The 25,788-nt window shown below is 49.7% G+C and carries 22 protein-coding genes; 7 read left to right on the top strand and 15 right to left on the bottom strand.

Translation table 11 applies throughout. The features are described 5' to 3' along the window. Positions 1-22: 22 nt before the first annotated feature. Together cysE and NE473_RS16030 are read right to left on the bottom strand one after the other, a co-directional pair. Positions 23-676, bottom strand: a complete 654-nt coding sequence (gene cysE / locus NE473_RS16025; protein WP_006774152.1) for a serine O-acetyltransferase — start codon at positions 674-676, stop codon at positions 23-25. 245 nt (positions 677-921) lie between these two features. After that, positions 922-1,326: a protease complex subunit PrcB family protein gene (locus tag NE473_RS16030; RefSeq protein WP_085952166.1), complete on the bottom strand. Its 405-nt coding sequence runs from the start codon at positions 1,324-1,326 to the stop codon at positions 922-924. 272 nt (positions 1,327-1,598) lie between these two features. Between NE473_RS16030 and NE473_RS16035 the strand changes: the two genes are divergently transcribed. Next, entirely contained in the window at positions 1,599-2,051 is a 453-nt protein-coding gene (locus NE473_RS16035; RefSeq protein WP_006774148.1) for a type II toxin-antitoxin system PemK/MazF family toxin, read from the top strand. Positions 2,052-2,055: 4 nt separating this feature from the next. Here NE473_RS16035 and spoIIID read toward each other — a convergent pair whose 3' ends face one another. Next, the gene (gene spoIIID, locus NE473_RS16040; RefSeq protein WP_006774147.1) at positions 2,056-2,334 is read right to left on the bottom strand and encodes a sporulation transcriptional regulator SpoIIID; all 279 of its coding nucleotides are present in this window, start codon (positions 2,332-2,334) and stop codon (positions 2,056-2,058) included. 214 nt (positions 2,335-2,548) lie between these two features. On the opposite strand from spoIIID, the gene NE473_RS16045 reads away from it, so the two are divergent. Further along, positions 2,549-3,346, top strand: a complete 798-nt coding sequence (locus tag NE473_RS16045) for a P-loop NTPase family protein (RefSeq protein WP_256265341.1) — start codon at positions 2,549-2,551, stop codon at positions 3,344-3,346. A gap of 290 nt (positions 3,347-3,636) precedes the next feature. Here NE473_RS16045 and NE473_RS16050 read toward each other — a convergent pair whose 3' ends face one another. The 5 genes from NE473_RS16050 to NE473_RS16070 all read right to left on the bottom strand — a co-directional run bounded on the left by NE473_RS16050 (position 3,637) and on the right by NE473_RS16070 (position 10,060). Further along, positions 3,637-4,299, bottom strand: coding sequence for a metallophosphoesterase family protein (locus tag NE473_RS16050; protein ID WP_055651585.1), 663 nt, complete (start codon positions 4,297-4,299; stop codon positions 3,637-3,639). A gap of 107 nt (positions 4,300-4,406) precedes the next feature. After that, complete coding sequence (locus NE473_RS16055) at positions 4,407-5,078, bottom strand: hypothetical protein (RefSeq protein WP_055651584.1); 672 nt, start codon at positions 5,076-5,078, stop codon at positions 4,407-4,409. 51 nt (positions 5,079-5,129) lie between these two features. Continuing rightward, on the bottom strand, positions 5,130-7,265 hold the full coding sequence (locus tag NE473_RS16060) for a hydantoinase/oxoprolinase family protein (protein WP_055651626.1): 2,136 nt from the start codon (positions 7,263-7,265) through the stop codon (positions 5,130-5,132). Positions 7,266-7,347: 82 nt separating this feature from the next. Continuing rightward, a complete protein-coding gene (locus tag NE473_RS16065; RefSeq protein WP_055649570.1) occupies positions 7,348-8,619 on the bottom strand; it encodes a citrate transporter in 1,272 nt (423 codons plus the stop codon). Positions 8,620-8,683: 64 nt separating this feature from the next. After that, positions 8,684-10,060: an FAD-dependent oxidoreductase gene (locus NE473_RS16070; RefSeq protein WP_055649571.1), complete on the bottom strand. Its 1,377-nt coding sequence runs from the start codon at positions 10,058-10,060 to the stop codon at positions 8,684-8,686. A 255-nt stretch (positions 10,061-10,315) separates the two neighbouring features. On the opposite strand from NE473_RS16070, the gene NE473_RS16075 reads away from it, so the two are divergent. Then, positions 10,316-11,170: a MurR/RpiR family transcriptional regulator gene (locus NE473_RS16075; RefSeq protein WP_055649572.1), complete on the top strand. Its 855-nt coding sequence runs from the start codon at positions 10,316-10,318 to the stop codon at positions 11,168-11,170. A 129-nt stretch (positions 11,171-11,299) separates the two neighbouring features. Here the strand turns inward: NE473_RS16075 and NE473_RS16080 are convergent, their stop codons facing one another. The 3 genes from NE473_RS16080 to NE473_RS16090 all read right to left on the bottom strand — a co-directional run bounded on the left by NE473_RS16080 (position 11,300) and on the right by NE473_RS16090 (position 15,428). Beyond that, positions 11,300-12,706, bottom strand: coding sequence for an MATE family efflux transporter (locus tag NE473_RS16080; protein ID WP_006774142.1), 1,407 nt, complete (start codon positions 12,704-12,706; stop codon positions 11,300-11,302). A 111-nt stretch (positions 12,707-12,817) separates the two neighbouring features. Then, positions 12,818-13,606, bottom strand: coding sequence for a response regulator transcription factor (locus tag NE473_RS16085; protein ID WP_006774141.1), 789 nt, complete (start codon positions 13,604-13,606; stop codon positions 12,818-12,820). Further along, entirely contained in the window at positions 13,590-15,428 is a 1,839-nt protein-coding gene (locus NE473_RS16090) for a sensor histidine kinase (RefSeq protein ID WP_055649573.1), read from the bottom strand. Before NE473_RS16090 ends, NE473_RS16085 begins: the two co-directional genes overlap by 17 nt. A gap of 118 nt (positions 15,429-15,546) precedes the next feature. On the opposite strand from NE473_RS16090, the gene NE473_RS16095 reads away from it, so the two are divergent. The 4 genes from NE473_RS16095 to NE473_RS16110 are packed head-to-tail and all read left to right on the top strand — an operon-like array spanning position 15,547 to position 19,941. Further along, the gene (locus tag NE473_RS16095; RefSeq protein ID WP_055649574.1) at positions 15,547-16,887 is read left to right on the top strand and encodes an ABC transporter substrate-binding protein; all 1,341 of its coding nucleotides are present in this window, start codon (positions 15,547-15,549) and stop codon (positions 16,885-16,887) included. Positions 16,888-16,899: 12 nt separating this feature from the next. Further along, complete coding sequence (locus NE473_RS16100) at positions 16,900-17,778, top strand: carbohydrate ABC transporter permease (RefSeq protein WP_055649575.1); 879 nt, start codon at positions 16,900-16,902, stop codon at positions 17,776-17,778. Next, positions 17,775-18,593: a carbohydrate ABC transporter permease gene (locus tag NE473_RS16105; protein WP_055649576.1), complete on the top strand. Its 819-nt coding sequence runs from the start codon at positions 17,775-17,777 to the stop codon at positions 18,591-18,593. The genes NE473_RS16100 and NE473_RS16105 overlap by 4 nt, the downstream gene beginning before the upstream one ends. A gap of 25 nt (positions 18,594-18,618) precedes the next feature. Continuing rightward, positions 18,619-19,941, top strand: coding sequence for a sulfatase family protein (locus NE473_RS16110; protein ID WP_055649577.1), 1,323 nt, complete (start codon positions 18,619-18,621; stop codon positions 19,939-19,941). A gap of 2 nt (positions 19,942-19,943) precedes the next feature. Here the strand turns inward: NE473_RS16110 and NE473_RS16115 are convergent, their stop codons facing one another. Genes NE473_RS16115 through NE473_RS16130 form a run of 4 tightly spaced genes read right to left on the bottom strand, consistent with a single transcriptional unit; the run spans position 19,944 to position 25,785 of the window. Continuing rightward, complete coding sequence (locus NE473_RS16115) at positions 19,944-21,269, bottom strand: ABC transporter substrate-binding protein (protein WP_006774973.1); 1,326 nt, start codon at positions 21,267-21,269, stop codon at positions 19,944-19,946. 58 nt (positions 21,270-21,327) lie between these two features. Beyond that, entirely contained in the window at positions 21,328-22,929 is a 1,602-nt protein-coding gene (locus tag NE473_RS16120) for a response regulator transcription factor (RefSeq protein ID WP_055649578.1), read from the bottom strand. A gap of 25 nt (positions 22,930-22,954) precedes the next feature. Continuing rightward, positions 22,955-24,724: a sensor histidine kinase gene (locus NE473_RS16125; RefSeq protein WP_341474584.1), complete on the bottom strand. Its 1,770-nt coding sequence runs from the start codon at positions 24,722-24,724 to the stop codon at positions 22,955-22,957. 26 nt (positions 24,725-24,750) lie between these two features. Beyond that, positions 24,751-25,785, bottom strand: coding sequence for a hypothetical protein (locus tag NE473_RS16130; RefSeq protein WP_055649580.1), 1,035 nt, complete (start codon positions 25,783-25,785; stop codon positions 24,751-24,753). Positions 25,786-25,788 lie beyond the last annotated feature (3 nt).

Consider the following 25,788-nt stretch of genomic DNA (forward strand, 5'->3'; position numbering starts at 1 on the left):
CGCTCTGCTCCTGTCTGCATGGTTACTTATTTCTCCTGGCATCCGCCAGTTCTTCCTGAAGGGACGCGATTGTCTCCTCCATCTGCCGAATCCGCTCTTCCATCTTACAGTAGTGATCCATGGTCACGAGATTCTTTTCTTTTTTGGGAATCGGAACGCCGTCGATCTTGACTGCCCGGGCCGGTACCCCCACCGCTGTCACGTTATCCTGAAGCGGCTTTAAGAGTACGGCGTTGGCCGCGATGGTACAGTTGTCTCCCACCTCGAAGGACCCTAAAATCTTGGCTCCGGCCCCTACGGTCACGTTGCTTCCCAGAGTGGGATGGCGTTTCCCCTTGTTTAAGCCGACGCCTCCCAGAGTAACCCCCTGGTATATCGTACAGTTGTCTCCGACTACCGTAGTCTCTCCGATGACGACGCCGCAGCCGTGGTCTATTAAGATCCCGTGGCCCAGCTGTGCCCCGGGATGGATCTCGATCAGTGTGAAAAACCGGGCGATCTGGGAAATCAGCCTGGCGGCAAAAAACATCTTATGCTTATAAAACCAGTGTGCAAACCGGTGCCATATCAGCGCATGAACGCCCTGATAAAGAAGAAGTACCTCAAGGGCATTCCTCGCCGCCGGGTCACGTTCCTGAACAGCCTTCACATCAAGCCATATATCCTTTAATATCATACGATCCGTCCCCTTTTCTTTCTATAATTACCTTCCATTTAATTCCTAGTGAAACAGTATACCATAGTATATCATATGATGTGAAAAGAAAAAAGGACAATTTCCACAATTTTAAAGAGGCTCTGATGATCGTATCAGCTCACGGGATGCCGCCATCCATCACAGCAAAAAGGCGCCGAACAGTCTTTTGACTGTTTGACGCCCTCTCTTACCAGGCACGCGCGGTTTCTTTTCTTCTGCACGGTTTACTGGAATACCACCGGAAGCTCCGAAAGCTCTGTCCTGATGACAATGAAGGGGAATGAGGGTTCCGTTCCCCCGCTTTCGCCTTTTTCCGGCCCCAGCAGATCCGTATCCAGAACGATGGAATTCTCTGTCAGATACAGCTCATTCACCGCAATGCTGTAGCCGCCGGTATCCTGTTTGCCGTATCCAACCACTATGTATAAGTTCTGGTCGTCACTGTATGTCAGCTTGAACGGTGTCTTCTGCTTTTCGGCGATAATCTGCTTTAGCTCTTCTGGAATATCTGCTTCCGCTGTCACGGAAAATTCCATGTCCCGTACTTTGTTTCCGTCATCCTTGCTCATGCTGCACCCGCTCAGTGTCCGTACAACCAGAACCCACATGCAAAGGCACATGAACAGCATCCATTTTCTGTTCAATAAACTCTTCATAGCACTCTCCCCGTTTATGTTGATTATTACTATCTTATTCGTCCATGCCGGGGAATATGCGGAATTTCCAAAAATCGTCTGTGAAAGGTATTTTATCGTGATTTTCTAAATTTTCATGAAAAACCGGTTTATCTTCCGGCCCTCTGGAAATACTCCTAACAGAACGATACGAACAACCGGCTGCCAGATGCCGGAACCGTATGGGACAATCATTGACATAGATGTTTTAACAGGAGGAGACCATAATGAATCATTTATCAGATAAATATAAAGAAAAACCTGTACTGCGCGGTGACTTATACTACGCTGACTTATCACCGGTGATCGGTTCTGAACAGGGCGGCCTGCGTCCCGTACTGATCGTACAGAACAATACAGGAAACCGTCACAGCCCCACCGTAATCGTCGCAGCCATTACCAGCAGGACAACCAAAGCCAAGCTCCCTACCCACGTACCGGTCACCAGAGAGGAAAGCGGTTTAAAATGCGATTCCACCATCCTTCTCGAACAGGTAAGAACCATCGACCGCTGCCGCTTAAAAGAATACATAGGACAGCTCTCACCCGGGCAGATGGAACTGGCAGACACCGCCCTTCTTACCAGCTTCGGGCTAAAAAGAGAGACCGCTGTCCGTGACCGCACTCCTGTGACGGTCCGGACAGCGGTCCCATCCCGCATGTATTCCATGCAGTCGTGATCACTTACTGGTCAGACTCTTTGCTGCACATGGCCAGCCTGTGCTGGTACTTTTCTTTCGTAGCCAGGCCTCCCCGGATATGACGCTCGGATTTGTTGATGTCGAGAATCACTCTGGCCCGGGCCGCCAGGGAAGGATTGATGTGCTCTAAACGGTCTGTTACATCCTTATGTACCGTAGATTTGGAGATACCAAATTTTTTCGCCGTCTGCCTTACCGTTGCATGATAGTCTATGATGTAGTTGGCTATGGCAACTGCACGCTCTTCAATATATTCCTTCAAGAAAATCCCCCTGCTTAGGACGTTTTTACAATCTTATGCAGGGGGAATATTGATTATGCCATGCCGTCTTTCTTTATTCAGAATTAGCCTCTGGGCCTTTGATTCATCACTCTGTAATTGACATTCCTTCGCCCTGCGGTTAGACTGTAACGGAGAAACCTTATTGTAAAACGGAGCTTACTTCACACGTCAACACGTCCTGAGAGGAGGCAGCATGATGAATCAACCATATAATATTTTTATTGAAGGAATACCGGGAAGCGGCAAATCGACCCTGTTAGATGCCCTGGCACGCCACTTTACCGATTACCGCGTATTTCGGGAGGGCGATATCTCCCCAGTCGAACTGGCCTGGTGCGCGTACATGACGGAAACGGAATACAGGCAGGCGCTTTCCGATCTGGCGGATCTGCGTGATGAGATTGAAAAGAGTACTGTAAAAGAAGGGACACATTTTATAACACCTTATACGAAAATCAAAACCGTGCATTATGATTTTTATGAATATATGGAAAAATTTGAGGTGTACGGCGGAAGAAAAAGCCCTTCGGAATTCAGAGACATCATCCTTCGGAGATTCCGCGCTTTTCATTCCGGCGGCAATTTATTTGAATGCTCCTTTTTCCAGAATATCCTGGAAGAACTGATGCTGTATGCAATGTTCAGTGATCAGCAGATTATGGATTTTTATCAGGAACTGGCGGCGCTGCTGGATTTATCAAACTTTAAGCTGATTCGTTTAGTTTCCCCTGACATCCGGCAATGCATTCAAACCATTAAAGAGGAACGGGTGAATCCGGAGGGCGAGGAAGTCTGGTATCAGCTGATGATCGGCTATTTGAGCCGGTCCCCCTATGGACAGGTACATCAGATCGAGGATTTTGACGGCATGATCAGCCATTTCCGACGCAGAATCAGACTGGAAAACGAAGTTATGACATTACTGCCGGCCGGATGCTGCGATATAGAAAGTAAACATTATGATTTGACGGACTTACTGCGTATTTTCTGATCCGGGACTGCCGGATCAGAAAATACGCAGGGTTCCCCGAGGACTGCCCTGCGCACTGCTCTCCCACAGATTATTATTTCAGAACGAATAACCGGAAAAGCAAGATAGATACCTGTATGGAAGAGTTCCGACCGGCCCCTTCCGAAATGCCTCATAGTTACATTTTATCTTCACCAGCCTCTGTGCTGTCCCTGTTGTAACCATACTCACAATTTACAGGATTCCTTCCCGTAATACAATGGGGTGTGTAGAATTTTGTCGAATCTTTACGAAATTTGTCGAAAGCGTTTTCAATTTTTTTCCGTTCCCTCTGTGCGAAAAGAAATCTCATCCGTTCTCCCGCTGCGTCGCTTTCCGTCTGTTTCAATCCACTCATCCAGGGTAAGCGGAATATAATCCGAAAACATACAGAAACAGTTAATCATCTGACACGGTACGGAAAGCGGCGGGCCGCCGTGGCAGGCCGGCCTCTCGGCGCGCCGGGTCTCCTCCTGATAGCGGTTCACCAGCGCTTCATCAAAGGTATCATGCACATGGCCGTACAGCATGTAGCTTCTGGGTCTCCCCTCCTCATCCCGCCGATACTGGCCGTTGTAACAGATCATGGGGTAATGGCTTAAAATCACCTTTCTCTTATTATCCCGCAGTTCCGCGTAAGGCTTCACCCATTCCAGACGGCTCCGGTCAAACTGTCTGTCCGTCAGATAGGAATCGTGATTCCCCTCAATCAGGCTGATCCGCCCTTTCAGCTGACTCAGAATCCGGTTGGTTTCCTCCCCGGAACCGAGAGATAAATCTCCCAGAACGACCACTTCATCCCTGTCCCGTATTTTGCTGTTCCACTGACGAATCATATGGGCGTTCATTTTAGCAGCATTGGAAAACCCCCGATGATCCATCTGGTAATTCAGGTTTTCATGGTAAAAATGCAGATCGGATATATAATACCGCATAACTCCGCCCTCCTTCCTGTTCCTGCTCATCTAAGTAAATTATACCCGATTCGCTGCCATTTCACAACCCGGACATGGAAGAAAGGAGATGGTCCTGCTGTGTCTTGTCACCACAGCAGGACCATCTCCTCAAACCGCCGGACTTTCTGGAGAAAGTCCTCCCGGCGCAGTTTTCCCCCGGCCATCAGCCAGGAATAATCGTAGTAATTAGGCAGAATTTCCAGTCCCATCATTTCTTTTGCAAACGCGTGGGCCGCAATTTCACTGCACCGCAGGATTCCCGCATTCCGTCTTCGCCCAAACAGCTTTACAAGCTGCACAGGCTCTAAATAGTCGGAGACAAATCCGCAGCTGTAATACGGTATGGTTTTATCATCCTTCATTTCCCCGCTGTGAAACTCCAGATAATGAAAATATTCATGGGACAGGTGGACAGCCAGCGCCTCTTCTTCGCCGATCACATAATCCAGACTGTGTCTCGCCAGTTCCGCAATGGACTGCTGATACATCAAAACCTTTGCGCTTCCATCTTTTCCATATTCACTCTGGGCCCGGAAAGAGACGCCGTAATTTTCCCCGCTGGTCTCCTGATAAATGATCTCGATTCCGGCTTTTTCATACAGCGCAAAAATATCGCCTGTCCCCTTTACGTTCCGGGCAGCTTCCCGTCCGAGGCGCAGGGATTCTTCCACATAATAGCGGTATCTGTCCTCTGGTATTCTTCCATACAAAAGGTCATTGCTAAGTTCAAACATTCCCAGAACCTCATCAGATATCATGTTCAGACCCCTTTCTTTGCTGCACTGGCTATTTAGTCCTGCCGTTAAAAACTACTTGTATGCGACTGCAATCAGCTCCTCGCTGTCCTCCAGCCCCTCGATCTCCACATCCAGGATAGAATTCAACTGCTCTGCGCTCTGCATCCCTGTCAAATCCAACATTTTTTCCCGATAGAAAATAAACACTTTCGGAATTGTCGCGTTAGCATCAGAGAATGTCGTGTTGGCATCCAGAAATTCTGCGAACTGATCACCTTTTCTGGATTTGGCAAATTTTAAATACTCCGCTTTGTCCTTCTTAAGCCTTACCACGCCTTCCCGGTCAATGACACAGAGCCGGCGGCTCTTCTGGCTGAATAAACCCAGGAATTTTTTCTTTAACACAGACTCATAGACGTTCCATCGACCTGAGGAAGCCACACAGTTCGTGTCTTCCGGCGATGTTCCCAGCGCTTCCGCCGAAATTCCCTTAAGCTGCTCCGGATTGAGATTCACAGCTGCCAAATCCTTCTGCCTCAGTTCTGTAGCCCCTGTGGCAATCGCTCTTAGAATATTCTTCTGCGCGTCCACTTCAATGGTTACATCCACAGTCTCCTCATTTGCACCGGATTTCACGATCTTCTCGATAATATCGCGGCGCATTTTCTTAATATCATCATCCGTAGGATTGGCAATCGTCCTCTCCATCTGCTCCCGGACCATAGCCAGAGCCACGCCGATCGTTGAGATGTAGGGCGCATTCTTTGCTATCTTCCATTTTACGTTCATGCGTTCCGCCAGAGCATGGACGATTACCGCGCCGGAACCGCCGCCGCCCACCAGGGTGACAAACTTTGTATCCAGTTCATACTCGTCGATCAATTCCTCTACAACCATCTCCAGTTTATCCATAGCCAGATTCATCGTCTGCCTGGCCGCCTCTTCCCCTGTACATCCCAGATACGATCCCAAAGCGTCCCAGGCGGCTTTCGTCGTCTGAGCATTGCCCCTGGCGTAATCCCCTTCCGGAATGTAGCCCAACAGGTTTGCGGCCCCGGCAAGTGTCAGGGAATACTCCCTGCCAGCCGGGTTCTTTACCAGCACATACTCTTTCGGGTCGTCCTTTCTGGGGCTGGCAAACAGCACCTCTGAGCCGTCCAGTTCCCCTTCCTCCTGGAAGCATTCATACTCTTTTCCTGCAATATGAGCGGAACGCGGACCGATGTCCGCCACTTTTCCTCCGCTTACCCGCACCATGGAGCCGCCCGCCACGCCCAGCGTCCGGACATCCAGTGACTGCAGATACGTCTTATGGCCGCCCACCTGGGCATATTTGATCATGACTTTCCCGTTCTTTATAACAGAGATGTCGACGCTGGTTCCGCCGGCCTCGAAAAAGATTCCATCCGAAATCTTTTCATACATCAGCGCACCCGCCACGCCAGCCGCCAGACCGGAAAGCATAGTGAGAATCGGGCGTTTCCGCACCTCATTAATACTCATGACACCGCCGTCGCAACGCATGATCATCAGTCCGGAACGGATCTTCGTGTCGATCACCGCCTGTTCCGTCATATTGGCAGTCTCCATCATCTTCGGAATCAGAGATGCATTGACCACGGCCGTTCTGGTCCTCATCTTCAGGCCGTAAAGCTGGGATATCTCATGGCCGCCTGTACAGTAAAGTCCCTGCTTCTCGGCGTTTGCCTGTACCAGAAGCTCATTTTCAGGGTTATCCACACTGTAGGCCTCGGAGGCAACAACCACCTCTGCACCTGCAGCCTTCACCTCGTTGATGGCAGCCTGAATACTTGAGTCATTTACTGATTTGGAGTCGATAAACGTATGGCTCGTCTTTAAAAATTTCCCCGGAGCCAGTTCAATATCGCCTACATTCGTCTCATTTCTGGCGCCCCGGGCATCCATACCGGTTCCCATGCCGATAATGCCAACATTCGCTACGTCTCCCTCCAGCAGCGCATTGGTAGCCTGGGTCGTTCCGTGGGCGATAAAAACTACCTCCTCCGGGTCTATCCCCAGTTCTTCCATCAGCTGGCTGATAAGCGTTACAACGCCTGCCGCCACGCCTTCCTCATGGGTAGTCGGAATCTTCCTCTTCGCAATCACTTCATACGTATTGCTGTCAATGACGACTGCATCCGTAAAGGTTCCTCCCACATCAATTCCTATCCTTACTTTCTTACTCATAATGATCTGACTCTCCTCTTCCTCAAAACACCCTGCTGCCGTGCAGGCTTCGCCGGAGGCGAACGCCTGCACGAACCGGGAATTATAATACGATAAAGCTTGCGACGATCAGTCCGGCCAGTGTGGAAACCGCAATCCAGAGAATCGTTTTCTTTAAATAGTCATTGACATCCGTCTTCGTGAAATCGGAAATCCATACGTTATGTGAGTTAGTCGGATCACAGACTGCCTGAACGTTGGAATCAAGTCTCAGAGCAACCATAGCCGCAACCGGGTTCATGCCGCAGGAAGCCAGAAGAGCTACAATACCGGAACCGAGCCCCCACACATTTAACGGCCCGCGGTAGATCGCTAACGGGGACAGAAGACCGAATACAAGAACAAACATAATCGCGCTTGACGGAATGATCGCCTTGATCACAGGCTCTAAGACAGCCGCAACCTCGGGAGCCATCACTGCTTTTAATACCATGCCGATACCGATCATCAGACCGCAGGCACCTGCCGTATCCTGAATACCTTCTACAAACGAGCTGGATACTACATGAACCGCGTTCTTTGGAGTTGCAAGAATCAGAGCTGCCACGATCCCGATTAAAATGGCCGGAACCAGCGGAAGTTTGAATGCAAATACCAGTCCAACTGGAATCAACGGGGAAATCAGTGCAATCGAACGGACATTTTTCTCACTTCCCATATCGGAAGCAGGCATTGCCCATGCTTTTCTCTTCTTTCCTCCGGACTTAACCATTACATAAACCATAATAACAGCTACAATCATCAGAGGAGCCGCACAGAGGAACGAATACCGGGTTACCGTCTCCAGCGGAAGTCCCAATGTATCAATATACACGCCCAGCGTTCCAACGGAAAATGTAACGCCGATTCCGTTTCCAAGCAGAAGAACGGTTCCTGCTGCCAGCGGGCTCAAGCCTGCGCTGATCATAATGGGGACAATGATCGTTCCAACCAGAATAAACATTCCCAGACCGTTGGAAGCCGCAAAAATAACAGAAGACACGATTAAAAATGCATACGCAATTGGCAGTGGTTTATCCCCCGCCATCTCGGCCGCTTTCCGGATAATTGTATTAGTAATTCCCACACGGCTCAGTACCTTTCCAAAGAAGCCGCCGAAGAACAGCCCGGCAATTGCCGTGCTCATACGCATGGCGCCTGCTTCCAGAACATCCTTTGCAATGCTGAATTCTCCGCCCATAAACGGAATACCCGCAATCAGCGCAATACCCACAGCCATAATCGGCAGAGCCAGTATGGTCGGCAGCTTTCTCGTCATCATCAAAACTACCATTAAAACAAATAACCCCAGTATTCCAATAACCTGAATTGTCATTAGAAAAATCCTCCTTCATTTTTATCCATTACTTTTTTAATATGAATCAAATAAATTACATTACTTATTTTACCAGATCGAGGTAAGCACCCTGTTCCAGCAACAGTCTTTGCAGATCCCTGATACAGACTCCGGAGACATCTCCATTCCCTTTGGCCGCCAGAGCCGCCGCTACTCCAGCCGCATGCCCCAGCGCCCCGGCTGTTGGCGTCGTCCTGATGGCCGCCTGCGCCTCAAAAGACGCAGAAATACACCGCCCGGCAGTCAGTAAGTTCTTAATCTCAGCGCAGTAAAGTGTTTCATACGGAATGCTGTAGTACGTTCCCTTTTCCGATAAAAAACGGCTGTCCGTTCCCACGCCCTTAGGGTTATGAATATCAATGGGATAAGCAGAATGTGCGATGACGCTGTCAAAGGTTTTCCGCTCCAGAATATCTTCCGCAGTCAGTGTGTATTTCCCGGAAAGCTGTCTGGATCCCCTCACACCTACTCTGGGACCGGTAAATTCAAGTACAGCGTTCCGAAACCCCGGTACATGATTGCGGAGAAAGCTGTCCAGCTGTCTGCACTGGCGTCTTCCCGTCACCTCTGCATCACTTAAACTGGCCGCGTTCACCGCATCATGATCGATGATCCTGGTAGTATTCACAATATACTCCCCCGGACGGTCCGTCTCAAAGCAGAGTACATCCTCCCGTTGGATCTCCAGTTCCCCTCTCTCCCTGGCCTCCCGGAATTCCTCCTGGAAGCCGCAGAATGAAAAACGGCTTACGCTGTCCATCAGCTCCTCATTGCCCTGATGACGGGAGAAATCAGTGATATGTGTTCTGATATGCTCCTTGACGGCATCTGTGTCCACATTTAAATATTTCATATTCATGGTCATGGGCTGCGCCGCGCCGTCGGACTCCCGTCCTTTTGTCATGGATGCTCCTGCAAATGCGGCCACATCGCCGTCGCCGGTTCCGTCTATGTATACCCTGGCCGATATACTGTGAATCCCGTCCTTGTTGCATACAGTAAGAGACTTAATAAGTCCCTCCCCGCACTCCGCGGCTCCGATAAACGTGTGGAACAGAACCGTGCAGCCCGCTTCCGCCGTCATCTCATCAAGCACCACCTTAAGGCCCTCCGAGTTAAACGGTGTCAAATAGCTGATATACTGCATGGTGTCATAAATGTGGCCCGTAGAATATCCGGCAGTTTTCATCCGCTCTACAATCTCCTCCATGATACCACGGATCACCTGCTTTTCGCCTGCATGAAACGTCATCATGGGGCCAACTCCACATCCGGTCAGCGCTCCGCCCAGATACGCGCCTTCTTCAATAATCAAAACCTCCGCGCCCAGACGACCGGCCGCTATCGCAGCCACTGTACCGGAAACCCCTCCGCCAGCTACAATCACGTCGTACGTTTTCTCATAGCCAAACTCCTTCATACTTTCTCCTTTCCTGTAATCATAACGGCAGCCCTGAAAATGATTTTCATTGCAAATCACTTTTTTCATTGATCAGTCGTGATTTTTGTACATATTCATCAGTTTATCGTAGGCATCGCCCTTATTTTTATGATTTTATACTATCACTATTTTCATTTGCTGTCAATATATTTGATTTATATTTTCACTCCAAGTCACTATTTGCAAATATTTTGAAAATATGGTATACTTTAAGAACGAAAAAAGGAGGATTTTATGGTATCGACCGTTATTTCTAAAATCATCTCCATGCAGCCTAACTTCACCGTGAGTGAGAACGCCATCAGCCAGTACGTCATAGGTCATGCAGAACAGATTCTTACTACGACGATCACCGCTCTGGCGGATGAAACCGGCACTTCGGAAGCCAGCATTAACCGCTTCTGTAAAAAGCTGGGATATAAAGGATTCAATGGATTAAAGATTGCATTAGCTCAGGAAAGTTTCTACAACAACATGGTTCAGGAGACGCCCTCCGCCGGCGGGAACTTTATCGCTTCCGTCACCTCCGACTACCGGAGCATGTTAAATAATACGGCGGCACTCCTGGACGAAAGCACGGTATTTAAGGCCGCAGAAATGATAAAAAATGCAAAAAATATAAACTTATACGCTCTGGCCAACACCACATTTGCAGCCAGAGAGTTCCGTTACAAACTGGAGCTGGCGGGTATTCGTGCAAAAGAGTACACTGATCCTTTAAGTATCAGCCTTCAGGTTACCAATACGTCGCCGGGCGACTTATCCATCTTCATTGCACGCAGCATCATGATGAAGGATATCTATCAGGCGGCCAATGCGTCCATCGACCGGGGCGGGAAAAATCTAACCATCACAAGCGTGGATTCTCCCAAGCTGAACGATATCGCGGATTACAAGTTTATCGTATCAGATAAGCTGATCGCCAACAACACCACAGCCCTGTCCGATAATCTGATGTACCTCTATGTGACAGATATTATCTACAGTGCCCTCCTAAAGAGCGATAAGGCGCTGAGACAGAAAAAGCTGAGCAGCGACGCGCTGATTAACAACAGTCTGACGATGGACTCTTATGTATTTGAGTACTAAAAAAGCATTATTAAATCAACAGTCTGATTTTATATGCAAAATGGTTTCCAGAGTAAATTACTCCGGAAACCATTTTTATATTTTATTTCATATTCGGCCTGCTTAAAGCATTTTTCCTGATCTTGTCCATCATACCCCGTGATAAAAGTTCTTCCACTTCCCGCTCCGGTACCGCCCCACAAAGCAGATCACGCGAACCACCCAGTCCAGGATCATGGCGCACCATACGCCGACGGCTCCCAGCCCAAGGCCGACGGCCAGCAGATAACCAACTCCCAGTCTCATGATCACCATGGACAGAATGGAAATGCACATGGGGAATTTGACATCGTTGGCGGCCCGCAGAACATTCGTCAGGGTAAAGGACGCCGGCCACAGGAGGATGGCACAGCCGTCATGAATCAGCACGAGTACTGCCGCCAGTTTCAGGGTTTCCTCAGAAAGGCCGTACAGCTTCATGGTGAGCGGCATGGTGATAATCACCCCCAGACAGCAGAGTCCGCTGATGAGGTACGTAAGCTTCATCATTTTCTTTGTGTAATATTCCGCCTGTTCAAAATCGCCTGCGCCCACACAGCGGCCGATCACGGTAATCATGGCCAGATTCATGGCCTGTCCCGGAAGTACACCCATTCCGTCCAGATTATTGGCGACCGCATTGGCCGCGATCTGCGTCGTGCCAAACAGGGCAATGATGCTGACTACCAGCACGCGCCCCAGCTGGAAAATGCTGTTCTCAATCCCACCCGGAATCCCGATATGAAGGATCTTCCCGATCATACCGCTGTTCCAGTGAAGCCGTCCAAAGCTGACATGAATCTCCAGCCCCGTATTGTGAAGACGGATAACGAGAATGACACACGCCGTTATACGGCTGATCAGAGATGCCAGCGCAGCGCCTGCCACTCCCCAGTGGAATCCGAATATAAACAGAATATCTCCCGCCACATTGATGATATTCATGACAATTGAGGCCTGCATGGAAATCCTCGAATTCCCCATGGACCGGAACAGCGCCGCGCATGAATTATAAATGGCCAGAAACGGATAGGAAAGTGCCGACAGCACCAGATAGATCAGCGCGTTCTTCATCACGTCATCTGCGATCCCGCCGTATAGAAGTCGCAGCAGTCCGTGCCGGAACGCAATCGCCCCTGCCATGATCACAATGGAAATGAGCCCTGTAATCATCATCAGCTGATCCGCCGCCTCGCATGCCCGTTTCCGGTTTTTCTGCCCCAGAAACTGGGAGGACACCACCGCACCGCCGGTCGATACCGCTGCAAACACGTTGATCAGCAGGTTGTTGATCATATCCACCAGGGATACGCCAGACGTGGCCGCCTCCCCCGCGCTGGACACCATCATCGTATCTACCATTCCCACGGTAACCGCCAGAATCTGCTCCACAATGAGCGGAGCGATGAGACGTTTTAAATCGCTGTTTGTAAATAAGTACTGCTTCTGCCCAACCGTTTCCGAAGCGCAGCCCCTGCCCTTTGCAGGCGGCTCTTTCCTGGCCATACTGCCTGTCATACTCTTTTCCCCTGTCTTCCTGATGTAATCGTTCTCTGCCTTTTTATGCAGTTTCTATCTAACAGGCTACTCCTTCCTTGATTTTCCGTCAAGAAGCAATTTGACTAATTTTTACTCCGGTCTCTGGCAGCCCCCTTCCGCCCGGTACTGACTCGGCCACATCCCCGTATTTTTCTTAAATACCTTACTGAAATAGACCGGGTCCGGATAACCGGACATCTCGCCGATCACCGCCACCTCCAGATCCGGCTGGCGTATCAGCAGCTGCTTCGCATAATTGATGCGAAGGCCGGTCAGATACCGGACCGGAGATTCCCCGTGGTATTTCTTGAACAGATGACTTAAGTAATCCGGGGCAAATCCCAGTTTATCCGAGATATCTCCCATAGAGATCTGCTTCTGAAAATTTTCTTTTAAATACTTTTCCACGCAGCCGGCAATCTCCTCCTTTCCCATGGTCTTCAAGTGTTCCGGTACACTGGCCTGAAGCGTATCATTATCACTGTCCAGCTCAATGAGCAGCTTTGTCAGCGCCTGTTCTAACTGCTCCTGCTTAATGGGTTTTAAGAGAAATCCCTTCACCTGGTATTCGATGGCCTCCTGAGCCAGCGTAAATTCGTTGTATCCGCTGATAATCAGGATTTTAATGGACGGAAATGAGGAATGCAGAACGCGTGACAGTTCCAGCCCATTCATAAACGGCATTTTAATGTCGGTGATCACCAGATCCACATGGTTGGTTTTTATAAATTCCAGGGCGCTGTCTCCATCCTCGAATGCGCCTTTTACGCAAAACGGCAGCGGCATGGCATTAATTTTTTTCACCAGATTTTCCAGGATCAGGAGTTCATCCTCCGCCACCACGACGTCATACTGTTTTCTGTCAGCTGTTTCTGTCATTTGTAATACTTCCTCCCATCGTAATGCAGGCTCCTCCCTCCGGATGATTCTCTGCTGTAAGGCTGGCAGACGGACCGTACTGGAGCAGAAGCCGCAGATATACATTTTGAAGTCCCATGCCTCCAATTTTCAGGCGGGTAATGTCTTTGGAATCACGGATGGATTCCAGAGTATGAGCCAGTTCCTGAAGCTCCTCTTCTTTAAATCCCACCCCATTGTCCGTGATCGTGATAAACCATTTCCCCGCATCCCTGTCTAAATACCCCCGTACGGAGATATGCCAGGGAGGCTTTTTCATGAACGCATACTTTAATGAATTTTCAATGATGGGCTGAAGGCTCAGCTTGGGGATTTTTATCTCTCCCATCTGTTCATCCAGGGTAAAATCACAGGTCAGCCGGCCTCTGTAACGGACATTCATACAGGCCAAATACTTCTGCGTATACAAAAACTCATCGCTGACCGGCACGCGGATCTCGCTTCCCGTCGATGTATACCGCAGATAATCACAGAGATTTTCCGTCAGCGTGATAATCTCCTGATTCATGTTCTCCTCCGCCATGACGCTGATGTTGGCCAGATTATTATAGAGAAAGTGCGGCTTCATCATGGACTGGGTGGCGATCTCCTTGGCACGGATCTCATTTTCCTGCGATTTTAACATCTCCATGATCGAGGCATTCATCTTGTTGTACATATCCCGGAAGGAAGTGATCAGAGTCTGTATCTCCTCGTAATGGCTCCGGGGCAGGGAAACCGTATCGATCGTATGGGAAAATACGTCATCCAGCACCAGCGTCTCAAAGGTTTCCGTCAGCTCTCCCACCGGCTGTAAGATTCTCCGGGAAATGGAGAAACAGACAGCCATGGTAAGTGCAATTCCTGCAGCCAGCACAGCCAGAAACAGGAATGTCGGTGCCGCCAGGGACTTTGTTATGACGCTGTCCGGTTCAAAGACGTAGATCTGCCAGCCGGCGGATTTGACGGTCTGATGATACAGCGCGTTTTTCCTTCCGCTCTCATCCCTGACATGAACCGTCCGCCCTGTGGGAATGTCCTGCTTATGGGCCAGCGCCGTGATCTCATGTACCAGTTCTTCCCCCCGGCCGTTGACAGGATAAACCAGTTCCCCGTTCCTGTTCATGATCAGAAGACTGAGAGCGGGATTTGCAGCCGTCAGGCGGTCTATATAATTAAAAAAAGTATCGCTCTTCTGCAGGACCTCCACCGCGCCCTCCATTTCATGGACGTCGTCAAAGTACAGTCTGGTCAGGGAAATGTAATACGGTTCGTAGGGAATCGCCGCGGTCGGTATAAAATGGGAAATTGGCTGGGGCGTACTCATGACCTTGTATCCGTTTTCCGTCAGTACATCGTTATACCAGCTTTTTTCTTTCAGGTCGATCTTCTTGTTGTATGTATAGAAACCGGTGCCTGCCGAAAATCCATTTTTGTGGTAGAGATTAATCTGGGCAACTGTCTGCTGCGGGCCGATCATGGCCGATATGGAATTATAGATGGCCTGCACCTGGGTATAGGTCTGCTGAGTGCCCAGCTGGTCCACCGGAATCTTCCGGATACCGGGCAGGATGTCCTTGGAATAGATGGTATTTAAGGATACCGTGGACATCTTTTCTATCTCCTGTTCCATATTGGAATATGCGGAATCGCAGACGTTCTGAAGATTCAGATATTCGCTGGCTCTCAGATTTCTAGTATAATAGATGTAAAAGGCTGTCAGCATTGCGGTAAAGATCACAAAGATTACCAGAAAATAGTACCGAGGCAGCGATTTCTGCAGGGATGGTGCTTTCCGTTTCATGATTCCTCCAGTCAAAAAAATACAAGGATCAAAACTATTTTGTGCATGTTGTTTTATTTCTAGTTATTGTACTATAGAACATAGTAAAAAGCTACTAAAAAACTTTTGGAGGATTGCTATGAAGAGAAAAATTGCATTACTGTTAACTATGGCACTTGGAGTATCCTGTCTGGCCGGCTGCAATGCCGGCACGGCTGAAAAGAGCGGCGGTCAGAGCTCAGCGGCGGCAGGTGCATCCACTGCTGCAGGCAAAAAAGAAAATGTGACGATTTCCTTTGGAACCCATCAGTCCGGTATCCCGTCCTGCGGTGTTCTTCAGGATCTGGCAGGCCGGTTCGAGGAGGAAACCGGCATCAAAATCGATTTTCAGGTATCTCCTGACGCACAGTGGCGCGACCTTTTAAAAGTAAAGCTGGATTCCGGAGAGGCGCCGGATATCTTCTGCGTCGATGCCGATCCTTTAAGCCTTTATTCCCGTGTCCGCCCGGATGAGACCTGCGTGGATTTAAGCGGCGAGGAATGGGTGGACCGCATGGCGGATTATGCAAAAGAGTGTGTGTCTTACGACGATAAAATCTATGCCATCCGTTTTGCAGAACCAAAACTGAATTTCTATAATTACAACAAAAAGATATTCGCTGATCTGGGACTGGAGATTCCTGTTACCTATGAAGAATTTAAAACAGTCTGCCAGAAGATTCAGGATTCCGGAACCATCCCGATTTATGAAGCAACCCAGAGCGCATGGCATCAGTGCGTGCCGCTCTATGGCAGCGGACCATACTTTGAAAAACTGGAACCAGGCTTATATGATGCGCTGAACAATAACGAAAAAGACATTAAGGATGTGGCCATGATGAAGACCATCCTGGACCAGATGAAGGAATTTGCAGACCTTGGATATTACGGAGAAGATTACTTAAGCAATACCGTAGATGCGGCAAAAGACGAGATCGGAACAGCAAAAGCGGCCATGTACCTTGCGGCTCCCGGCTTTGCCCTGCAGGTGGAAGAAGCCTATCCTGAGATGAAGGATCAGATCGGTATCTTCCTGATGCCTTTCGGTGACAACGACGTACTGGCAAACAACGCCTCCAGCGCCGCTTACTTTATCAATAAAAAGAGTGAAAACGTCGAGTATGCCCTGGAATTTTTCCGTTTCCTTGCAAGACCGGAAAACTTACAGTACAGACAGGACAACAATCCGGAAGAGATGGGACTCTGCTGGCCGGAGATCACGCCATCCTATCCGGATGAATTCAATAAATATATTGATTCTCTGGAAAGAGGCACCATCATGCAGGTAGGCGTCAAATACATCGATCCTCAGTTTATGGATACGGGAAAAGATATTGAAGCCATGTATACAGGCGCCATGACATCAGAACAGGTTATGGAAAGCATATCCAGAAGACGGGATGAGCAGGCAGAGCTGCAGAAAGACCCGGCATGGAACTAAATCGGAGGGCCTATGAAGACAAAAAAATTGTATCCGACCTGGTTTACCCTCGGCGCGCTCATCTTCTATCTCGGACTGTTTTTTCTGCCGGGCATTATGGGCATCGGGTATTCCTTCACGGACTGGAATGCTTACAGCAGCGAAGTAAACTTCGTAGGCTGGAAAAATTATTTAAAAGTTTTTGAAGGCGGCACGAATTACGGAATGTTTATCAAAAATACGTTTCTGTTTACCGCAGTCAGCTCCATCACCAAGACTACACTCGGAATCGCCCTGGCCATCCTGCTCACCAGCAGGATGGTCAAAATGAAAAGCATGCACCGTATGCTGGTGTTTCTGCCCCAGGTCATGTCCTTTCTGATCATTGGCCTGGTGTTCAAGAATATCCTTCATCCCAGCCGCGGCTTCATCAATATTACACTGAAAGCTATAGGCCTCGATTTCCTAGCCCAAAACTGGCTGGGCGACTTGGATTTTGCTTTCAAATCAATTTTTTCCGTAGATGCCTGGAAAGGTACGGGATATGTAATGATGGTGGTCATTGCAGGGCTGAATTCCATCTCGGCCACCTATTACGAGGCCGCGGAGTTAGATGGAGCCGGTTTCTGGAGTAAGTTTCGGTATGTGACGCTGCCACTGCTTAAAAATGTCATTATCAGTGTAACGGTGTTAAATATTACCTACGGCTTCCGCGTGTTTGACTTAATCTACAGCCTGACTAACGGCGGCCCCGGCAATTCTACAGGTGTTATCAACACGGCGGTTTACAGCGAATTTTCCAAGGGCAATTATGCCATGGGCACCACGCTTTCCAGCCTTCTCTTTATATTTGTCATGATGATTTCCTATTTCATCTTAAAAGCAGTGGGCAACAAGGAGGTGGAACAATGAAAAAGAGACTCTTTACCGTACTTGCCAATCTGGCGGCATGGATCGCCAGCCTGATTGTCCTGGTACCCATGCTGGTAGTTCTGGTAAATTCCTTTAAATCACAGAAAGAATCCATGGTCATGACGCTGACTCTGCCGGAAAAATTCATGTTTGAGAACTATACCACCGTGATCGAACGCGGAAAACTGCTTTCTTCCTTCTTTAACAGCGCCCTGTATGCTACCTTCAGCGTACTGCTGATCCTGGCAGTTGTCTCCGCGGCCTCCTATGTGCTGTCGCGGAACCGCAGCCGGCTGCACCGGGTAATCTACTACCTCATCGTACTGGGAATTGCCATGCCGGTGAACAACGTGGCTCTCATGAAGATCATGAAGGCCACCGCGTTTATCAACACCCGGTACGGGCTTATCTTCCTCTATGTAGCCATGAATATTCCGCTGGCGCTGTTCCTCATGTTTGGCTTTGTGGAAACGCTTCCGCGGGAAATCGACGAGGCGGCCGTCATCGACGGCGCAGGCCCCATGAGGCTGTTCTCCAGCGTCATCTTACCGCTGATGAAGCCAACCATCGTCACAGTGGGAATCTTAAACTTTATGGCGATCTGGAATGATTTCTCCATGCCGCTGTACTTTATGAACAACTCCGGGAAATGGCCCATGACACTGGCCGTATACAATTTCTTCGGCCAGTTTGAGCAGAGCTGGAACTTAGTAAGCGCAGATATCACGCTGACTGCCCTTCCGGTCCTCATTATCTTCGTGTTCGGCCAGAAATATATTGTAGGCGGCGTCTCAGCAGGAGCCGTCAAAGGATAAAAATAAGTTTCGAAAGGAGTAATCTGTGAAAAAAAACATTCTGTACCTGCATACCCATGACAGCGGCCGTTATTTAGAGCCGTTCGGCGTATCCGTGAAGACGCCGAATCTGATGAAGCTCGCAAAAGAAGGGACGCTGTTCCGTCAGGCCTACTGCGCCGCTCCTACCTGTTCTCCCAGCCGCGTGGGGCTGCTCTCGGGCCAGTCCCCCCACAGTACCAACATGCTTGGGCTGGCTCAGAGGGGCTTCCAGATGGATTGTTACGATACGCATCTTTCCAATTTTCTTCGCAGTCAGGGCTACCATACCTGCCTGTTCGGTGTACAGCACGAAGCGCCGGACGCCGCCATGCTGGGGTATGACTACTGGTTTGACGAGGACTGCCACCACTCGGAGTTTATCCGCAGGGACACCGCGGCCTGTACCCGTGCCGCGGACTATCTGCTGCATTACCAGGAAGAAAAACCGTTTTTTATGTCTGTGGGATTTATCAATACGCACCGGAGATACCCGGAGGCGCCTGCCGATTTCGTCAATCCGGATTACGTGAAGCCGCCGATGACCATACCGGACACGAAGGAAAACAGAAAAGATATGGCAGACTTTATGTATTCTGCCAGGATCGCCGATGATTCGGTCGGCGTTGTGCTGGACGCGCTGAAGCGCTCCGGACGTGAAGATGACACGATCGTTATCTTCACGACCGATCACGGAATTGCATTTCCGTTTATGAAATGCAGCTGTTACGATACGGGAATTGGTGTGACGCTGATCATGAAATTCGCAGGAAACCAGGCGGCCGGAAAAGTCAGCGATTCCCTGATCTCCCAGATCGATGTTTACCCCACACTCTGTGACCTGCTTGAAATCGAGAAACCGGACTATCTGCAGGGACGTTCTTTTGCCGGGCTGTTTGACAATCCGGAGCTGGAGATCAACGAAGAAGTGTTCGCAGAGGTCACCTATCACGCGGCCTATGAACCCATGCGCTGCATCCGCACCAGCCGGTATAAGCTGATCCGGTATTTCGATTATCACAACGGATACGTTCCGGCCAATATTGATGCCTCCCCCAGCAAGGACAGCATGATTGAAGCCGGGCTGTTGAAGCAGGCCCGGGAACGGGAGATGCTGTTCGATCTGGCGCTGGATCCGCTGGAGCGGAACAATCTGGTGAACAGCAGTGATTACAAAGAGGTGTACGACGATCTGCGGCTGCGCCTTGAAAACTGGATGGAGCGAACCGGAGATCCGCTGCTCCGCGTGGGATACCGGGTACCGAAACCGGAAGGCGCATGGGTGAACCGGCTCTGCGACCTGGATCCCGGCTGCACATTAAGCGAGTAGGGTTATCTGCTTCTGGCTTCCGCCGCCCTCTCATTCATGTTGCGGATACCGGCATCAACCGTTTCCTCTCCTATCATGATGGAGTCATGCTCTTCCTCAATGACCTTGCGCACTGCCGCCATTTTCGCATCCACCGGGCGGTCGAACACAAAATTCTTTACCGAAAGAGCCGCCTTTCCGTCTTCCGGAAATCCCTCGATGGAAGCCAGACGGCTCACCACGCCGGCGGTGGTAATAGCGGGAAACACACTGTTATCGGCTAAAATTTCGGCCCCCGCTTCGCTGGTGGCAAACCGCACGAATTCCCATGCCTGATCCGGCACATCTGATTTCGCATTGACGGCGATCGGGGTGACTGAGCCAACCGTGCTCCCCGCCTCGATCCCCGCAGGATGCGGAATTCTCGTGACTCCCCAGTTAAAATCAAAGATCCCCGCTTTCCGGTCCTGAACCAGCGTTGCAATAAACCACGTTCCCATCGGAACCATGGCGCACTGCTGCTGTTCAAAGACACTGGTATAGTGGATGTTGCTAATTTTTAAGCTGGCATAGTTCTGTATAATCCCCTCATCCTGCATCCTGAGCGCCTGCTCGTAATACGGCTTTAAAAAAGCGTAGTCTTCACTCATCAGCGTGTGTTGCCCGTCCTGCACCGCCCAGTTGGAAACCAGGGCCATCCACGTGTGATGGTGGGTTCCGTAGACTGCCGTGCCGTCTTTGACGAAGGTCATCTTCTCCGCCAGCTTCTCATACTCTTCCCAGGTCATATCGTCCGCCGGATACGCCACCCCCGCTGCATCAAAAAGATCTTTATTATAGAACAGCACATACCAGTCCTGGCGGAAGGGGAGCGTATACTGCTTTCCATCCATCTGAAGCTGTTCCGCTGCGCCGTTGTAGATGCTTAAATCCACGCCGTCCCTGGCAATATAGCTGGTCAGGTCGAGAATCTGCCCCTTCTCTCTCATGGAAATCTGCGTATCCGCGTCCTTGATCATAATCACATCCGGGTCAGACTCATTCCCTGCCAGCAGTACAGTCAGCTTACTGTTGTATTCATCCGACCGGATATCGACCAGTTCCACATCGATATCCGGATTTTTCTCCATAAATGCGTCCGCCATGGCCTGAAACTGAGGAGAATTGGCGTTATCCCAGACGGACACCGTTATTTTCACACGCCCCTCCTTCACTCCATCTGCGGCGCTTCTTCCTTCCGCGGCTTTGCCGCTGTCGGACGTCATATCTCTGCCCAAACTGCAGCCCGCGGCTCCTGCGGCTACGATTGCCAACAGAAAAATCGCTGAAGCTATCCTGCTGATTTTCATATTATTCCTCCCCAAAAATTACATGTGTGATTTCCTGTCACTGTAAAGCACTGGACCGTTACAATTTCTTTACCACCAGATTCTCATATTCCTTCGGCGTATACCCTGTTATTTTCTTGAACACCGAGCTGAAGTAATACGGCGTGTCAAATCCCAGCATATCAGAGATTTCATACATCCTGTATTGGTACGATTCGATCAGCTCCCTGGCCTTCTCGATCTTCATTTCCGTCACATAATCAGAGAAATTCTTCCCTGTCTGCTTTTTAAACGTGCTGCTTAAATGCCCCTGGCTGACATTTAACACGGCAGCGGCCTGGCTCAGCGTAATCTTCTCCTGATAATGCGCTCTTACATATTCCAGAGCCAGCTCCACGATTTTATCTTTACGCGCCTCCTGATGATTCTCCAGCACCTTTATCATCTGATCGCGGAAGCCCTCGAGCCAGGTGAGTACAGCGCTTAAATTATCCATGCGGTTTAGCTGTCCCACAATATCCACCGCGTAGGGGAAGTCCTGGTCGCCCCGGTCTTCGATCAGAGAGGTGATAAAATAATAGAGATTATTGCACGCATTCACCGCCTGCCTCCTGGAAGGCCTGCACTCGGAAAACAGCTGGATCATCTGATTCATAATGGAGGAAAATTCTTCGCAGTCATTTTGGCGAATGGCTTCCGTCACGTCCTTTTTCAGGAAATTAATGTTAAAATTGCTGCTGTGGCTGCGATTGTCCTCGCACAGTTCCGAATAGAACACCGCGCCGCCGGTGTTATCGTAAAACGTAAGATTCATGGCGCTCATGGCCTGATACAGCAGATCCTGGATCTCGTCCACGCCTCCTCCCCGCAGGCTCACCGCGATGGAAACAGGCACTTCGAAGTAATCCTTCATAACCTGGCGGAATTTCACACTCATCACGCTGGCTTCCCTCTTAAAGTCATCCATGCCTTCCGTTGACAGTACCAGGACAAATCCGCTCTGCTCCCGCCGCAGAACGCAGCTGTTGTCAAAGAAGCCCTTTACCATGCCGCTGATTATGTCTTCCGCAAACCCCATGACCTTTTTCTGGTCCGCTCTTGTAAATGCCTCGGAAAAGCCCTCAAATCCATAGTTAAAATTGATCAGCATCAGCGCCGGCCGTGGATATCGCTCCCGGATTAAAACGGAAAGCCCGGCATCCGCCTCCACATCCGTGTCATAGATAAGAATCCGCCGGAAATAGTTCTGTATCCGCTCGTCCACAGTCAGCGGCTCTTCTGCCAGATGTGTCATGTGGTAATTCATATTGCACCGCTCTATGGCGCTCTCCAGAGCCTGGACCAGGCTTTCTTCGCTGAGCTCCAGCTTAACCAGATAATCAATCGCCCCCAGATGGAGCGCCTCTTTTGCCAGAGAAAACTCTTCTAAATTCGTAAGAAGAATGAAACTTGCCGCACTGCCGTTTTCCATGGCTGTCTTCATAAAGGTAATCCCATCCATAGCCGGCATTTTGATGTCTGTAATCACGATGTCCGGCCGCAGCGTATCCAAAAGAGCCAGAGCCTGCTGCCCGTTCGATGCCTTTCCCACAATCCGGCACTGATGTTCCTCCCAGTTCAGAAGCGAGGCTATCCCCGCCAGTATTAACGGTTCATCGTCTACAATCATAATCCGGTACATAAGCTCACTCTCCCTTATATCTCCGTTAATATTCCAGAGGAATTCTGACGGTAATCTGTGTATACTCCCCTGCCCGGCTCTCAATAGAAAGTCCGTACTCCTCCCCATAGATCAGCTTCAGCCGTCTGTCCACGTTCGGCATTCCGATACTGCTCATCTGGTCGCCCTTTAACTTTTCTGAATGGTTCAGCAGCTCGGGGATCTTTTCTTCCGGTATCCCGATTCCATCGTCACGCACCTCAATACAGAGACACTTGTCCTGTTCATATGTATGGATCAGGATGGTTCCATTCTTTCCTCCCGGCTCGATCCCGCTGAAAATCGCATTCTCGACCAGCGGCTGCAGCGTCAGCTTCACGATTCGCGCATCGTAGAGCGTCTCCTCTTCGATGTTGATCTCCAGATCAAACATTTCCACATATTTGAGCTTCTCGATGGTTACGTAGTCACGGACAAAATCCAGTTCCTCTCTCAGCGTAACGCGCTCGTCCACCCCTTTCGCCATGTTCTTAAGCAGCTTTGACAGTGCGGTCACCGCCTTCACAATTCCGCTGTTCTTCTGGATCACGGCAATCCATTTAATCGAGTCCAGAGTATTGTAGAGGAAATGCGGGTTAATCTGCGCCTGCAGCATCCGGATTTCCAGACTGCTTTTTTCCTTTTCGTCCTCCAGCCGCTTGTCCATCAGCTGTTCGATCTGGCTGCTCATGGAGTTTACAGCCTTCCCGATGAGTCCGATCTCATCCTCACTTTCCAGGGATTCCTCCTGACCGAAATCCCCCTTTGCAATTCTGCCCACATGGTTAACCAGCCGGTCGATCGGCTTCCTGACTGCATTGGTAAACAGAAACGACATGGAAATCCCAAGGAGTACACAGGAAAGAAAGATCAGGCCGACGGTCTGCATGAGCATCAGGCTGTCATTTTTTAAGACTGCCATATCCATGATTTCAATCACCACTACTCCGCTCTGGGACTCTTTGTTAAAGGATACGAGATACGGCTCGCCGCTTATCCGGTACCGCTCGATTCCACGGTTCTCCTCTCTGCGGAGAATCGAATCAATCAAACGGTCACTCTCCTCTTTTTGCCCCTCCGGCTCCCGCAGCGTGGCAATCCGCTCTCCGCGGTACGTGGTCACAAGCATTGTATTTCCGTTGTCATCCTCCTTCAGCCGGTCGAGATAGAGACGCGGCGACAGGAAGAGAGCGGACCAGTCGCTGTCTTTATACCCGGAGTTTTTGCAGATGATGGGGATCGCCATTCCCACTTCCTTGTAAAAAGGGGAATCCACCAGATCCAGCCGGTAATCGTACATATCTTTCTTCAGTTCCCGGTCAAACCAGGGGGCACTCCGGATTCTTCTCCCGTCGTCCACACTGCTTAAGGCCGTTCCCGCCGATATGTGAACATCGCTGTCGTCAAAAATGGACAGCCTTGTAATGTAATCCCCATATCCCGTAACAGCACAGAAATTGGCGGCCAGCTTTGCATAGTCCAGCCCCTTTCTCTTTTCCTCCACAGTATCCAGCTGCCCCAGGGAACTTAAATCAAACATCTCCCGTTCCGCACAGTTGAGCACCAGATTCACCATCTGATCGTAGACCTCCTGATAGTATCTGGAGATGCTTTCCACATGGTACTCTACGGAATTCTGAGCCAGCTGTATGGCTTTTCTGTTTGCAGTTACATAATTTGTAACACTGAATATGATTCCGATGACGCAAATAATGCAGATGTTATATACCATGATTTTAAATTTTACTGTTTTGTTTTGTAATAACCTCTTCATCATTCTGCTCCATTTTTGTCTGTTCTGTTTTACTTTACAACATCTTCATAGGTAAGTGTTTCCCAGGCTTCCCCTCTTTTCACTTCCATCCTGCTGATTTCATCTGCGATGTACTCCCTGGCTTTTTTCTCCCGAAGCAGGTATTCCACATAATCCCGTTCCGTATCGCAGCTGCCAAACGGCACATATTCCTTTGATTCAACCGCAATCACTGCATTCATTCCATCTGTGTATTCTATAGCCGGCGTAACTGCTCCCGCTTCCAGCCCCTGGATGGCCAGTACCACCCGGTCCAGAAGCTGATTTTCCTTTCCCAGTTCCAGGGTGTCCACGCTCATCTTCTCAACATCCGCCACAATTCCGGTATCCTCAGCCAACAGTTCCGGCAGAGAGTCTGTGATTCCATGATCCGCAACCCACTGCTCTACAGCAGCAGTCTGCCCGTCACCGGCATCTTCAAAGACTGCCAGGCTGAGTTTTGCCTGAAAGTTCTTTTTTTCTTCCTTCTGCTTCACAACGGGATAATATTCTTTCAGCTCTTCTTCCCCGATTGTGATAATGTTCTGTTCCACAAATTCTTCCAGCAGCTGCTCCAGCTGACTCTGACGGTAGGAATAGTACTGGCTGACGGACAGCTCCACCGGCCCGTATAAGACCGTTCCCTCTTCCTTCATCTGCCTGCGCTGCTCATTCTCTTCCTGATACTGTTTTAAAAATGAATCATATCCGATATCATCAATGATTCCGTTTTTCTTTGCCAGGATCTGAATTCCTTTCTGTTGAACAGCTTTCTCATCTGTAAGCTCCCGAACACGGTCCATTGGGGATACGCCGTCTGTCTCCCTCTCCCAGAACCCCGGAACATTTACATCGATCCCGTCTTTCGTTCCATATTCTCTGGCTGTCACGGCAATATTGTCATAAGCCAGAAGGGCATACTCTTCCTTTGATATCTCATAGCTCCCCACTTCCATAAAACAGGAATAGCCTTGCCGGGCACAGCCGGCAAGACATTCCAGAATCAGGAACCATGTTAAAACCAAAAATGCTGTTTTCTTCTTCACGGT

The sequence above is a fragment of the Hungatella sp. SL.1.14 genome, from assembly GCF_024460495.1.
GTDB lineage: Bacteria > Bacillota > Clostridia > Lachnospirales > Lachnospiraceae > Hungatella > Hungatella hathewayi.

What these genes read in the sequence shown, in the direction of transcription:
- cysE (WP_006774152.1), bottom strand. Translation starts at nt 676, where the DNA reads ATGATATTAAAGGATATATGGCTTGATGTGAAGGCTGTTCAGGAACGT.
- NE473_RS16030 (WP_085952166.1), bottom strand. Translation starts at nt 1,326, where the DNA reads ATGCTGTTCATGTGCCTTTGCATGTGGGTTCTGGTTGTACGGACACTG.
- NE473_RS16035 (WP_006774148.1), top strand. Translation starts at nt 1,599, where the DNA reads ATGAATCATTTATCAGATAAATATAAAGAAAAACCTGTACTGCGCGGT.
- NE473_RS16045 (WP_256265341.1), top strand. Translation starts at nt 2,549, where the DNA reads ATGATGAATCAACCATATAATATTTTTATTGAAGGAATACCGGGAAGC.
- NE473_RS16050 (WP_055651585.1), bottom strand. Translation starts at nt 4,299, where the DNA reads ATGCGGTATTATATATCCGATCTGCATTTTTACCATGAAAACCTGAAT.
- NE473_RS16055 (WP_055651584.1), bottom strand. Translation starts at nt 5,078, where the DNA reads ATGATATCTGATGAGGTTCTGGGAATGTTTGAACTTAGCAATGACCTT.
- NE473_RS16060 (WP_055651626.1), bottom strand. Translation starts at nt 7,265, where the DNA reads ATGAGTAAGAAAGTAAGGATAGGAATTGATGTGGGAGGAACCTTTACG.
- NE473_RS16065 (WP_055649570.1), bottom strand. Translation starts at nt 8,619, where the DNA reads ATGACAATTCAGGTTATTGGAATACTGGGGTTATTTGTTTTAATGGTA.
- NE473_RS16070 (WP_055649571.1), bottom strand. Translation starts at nt 10,060, where the DNA reads ATGAAGGAGTTTGGCTATGAGAAAACGTACGACGTGATTGTAGCTGGC.
- NE473_RS16075 (WP_055649572.1), top strand. Translation starts at nt 10,316, where the DNA reads ATGGTATCGACCGTTATTTCTAAAATCATCTCCATGCAGCCTAACTTC.
- NE473_RS16080 (WP_006774142.1), bottom strand. Translation starts at nt 12,706, where the DNA reads ATGACAGGCAGTATGGCCAGGAAAGAGCCGCCTGCAAAGGGCAGGGGC.
- NE473_RS16085 (WP_006774141.1), bottom strand. Translation starts at nt 13,606, where the DNA reads ATGACAGAAACAGCTGACAGAAAACAGTATGACGTCGTGGTGGCGGAG.
- NE473_RS16090 (WP_055649573.1), bottom strand. Translation starts at nt 15,428, where the DNA reads ATGAAACGGAAAGCACCATCCCTGCAGAAATCGCTGCCTCGGTACTAT.
- NE473_RS16095 (WP_055649574.1), top strand. Translation starts at nt 15,547, where the DNA reads ATGAAGAGAAAAATTGCATTACTGTTAACTATGGCACTTGGAGTATCC.
- NE473_RS16100 (WP_055649575.1), top strand. Translation starts at nt 16,900, where the DNA reads ATGAAGACAAAAAAATTGTATCCGACCTGGTTTACCCTCGGCGCGCTC.
- NE473_RS16105 (WP_055649576.1), top strand. Translation starts at nt 17,775, where the DNA reads ATGAAAAAGAGACTCTTTACCGTACTTGCCAATCTGGCGGCATGGATC.
- NE473_RS16115 (WP_006774973.1), bottom strand. Translation starts at nt 21,269, where the DNA reads ATGAAAATCAGCAGGATAGCTTCAGCGATTTTTCTGTTGGCAATCGTA.
- NE473_RS16120 (WP_055649578.1), bottom strand. Translation starts at nt 22,929, where the DNA reads ATGTACCGGATTATGATTGTAGACGATGAACCGTTAATACTGGCGGGG.
- NE473_RS16125 (WP_341474584.1), bottom strand. Translation starts at nt 24,724, where the DNA reads ATGATGAAGAGGTTATTACAAAACAAAACAGTAAAATTTAAAATCATG.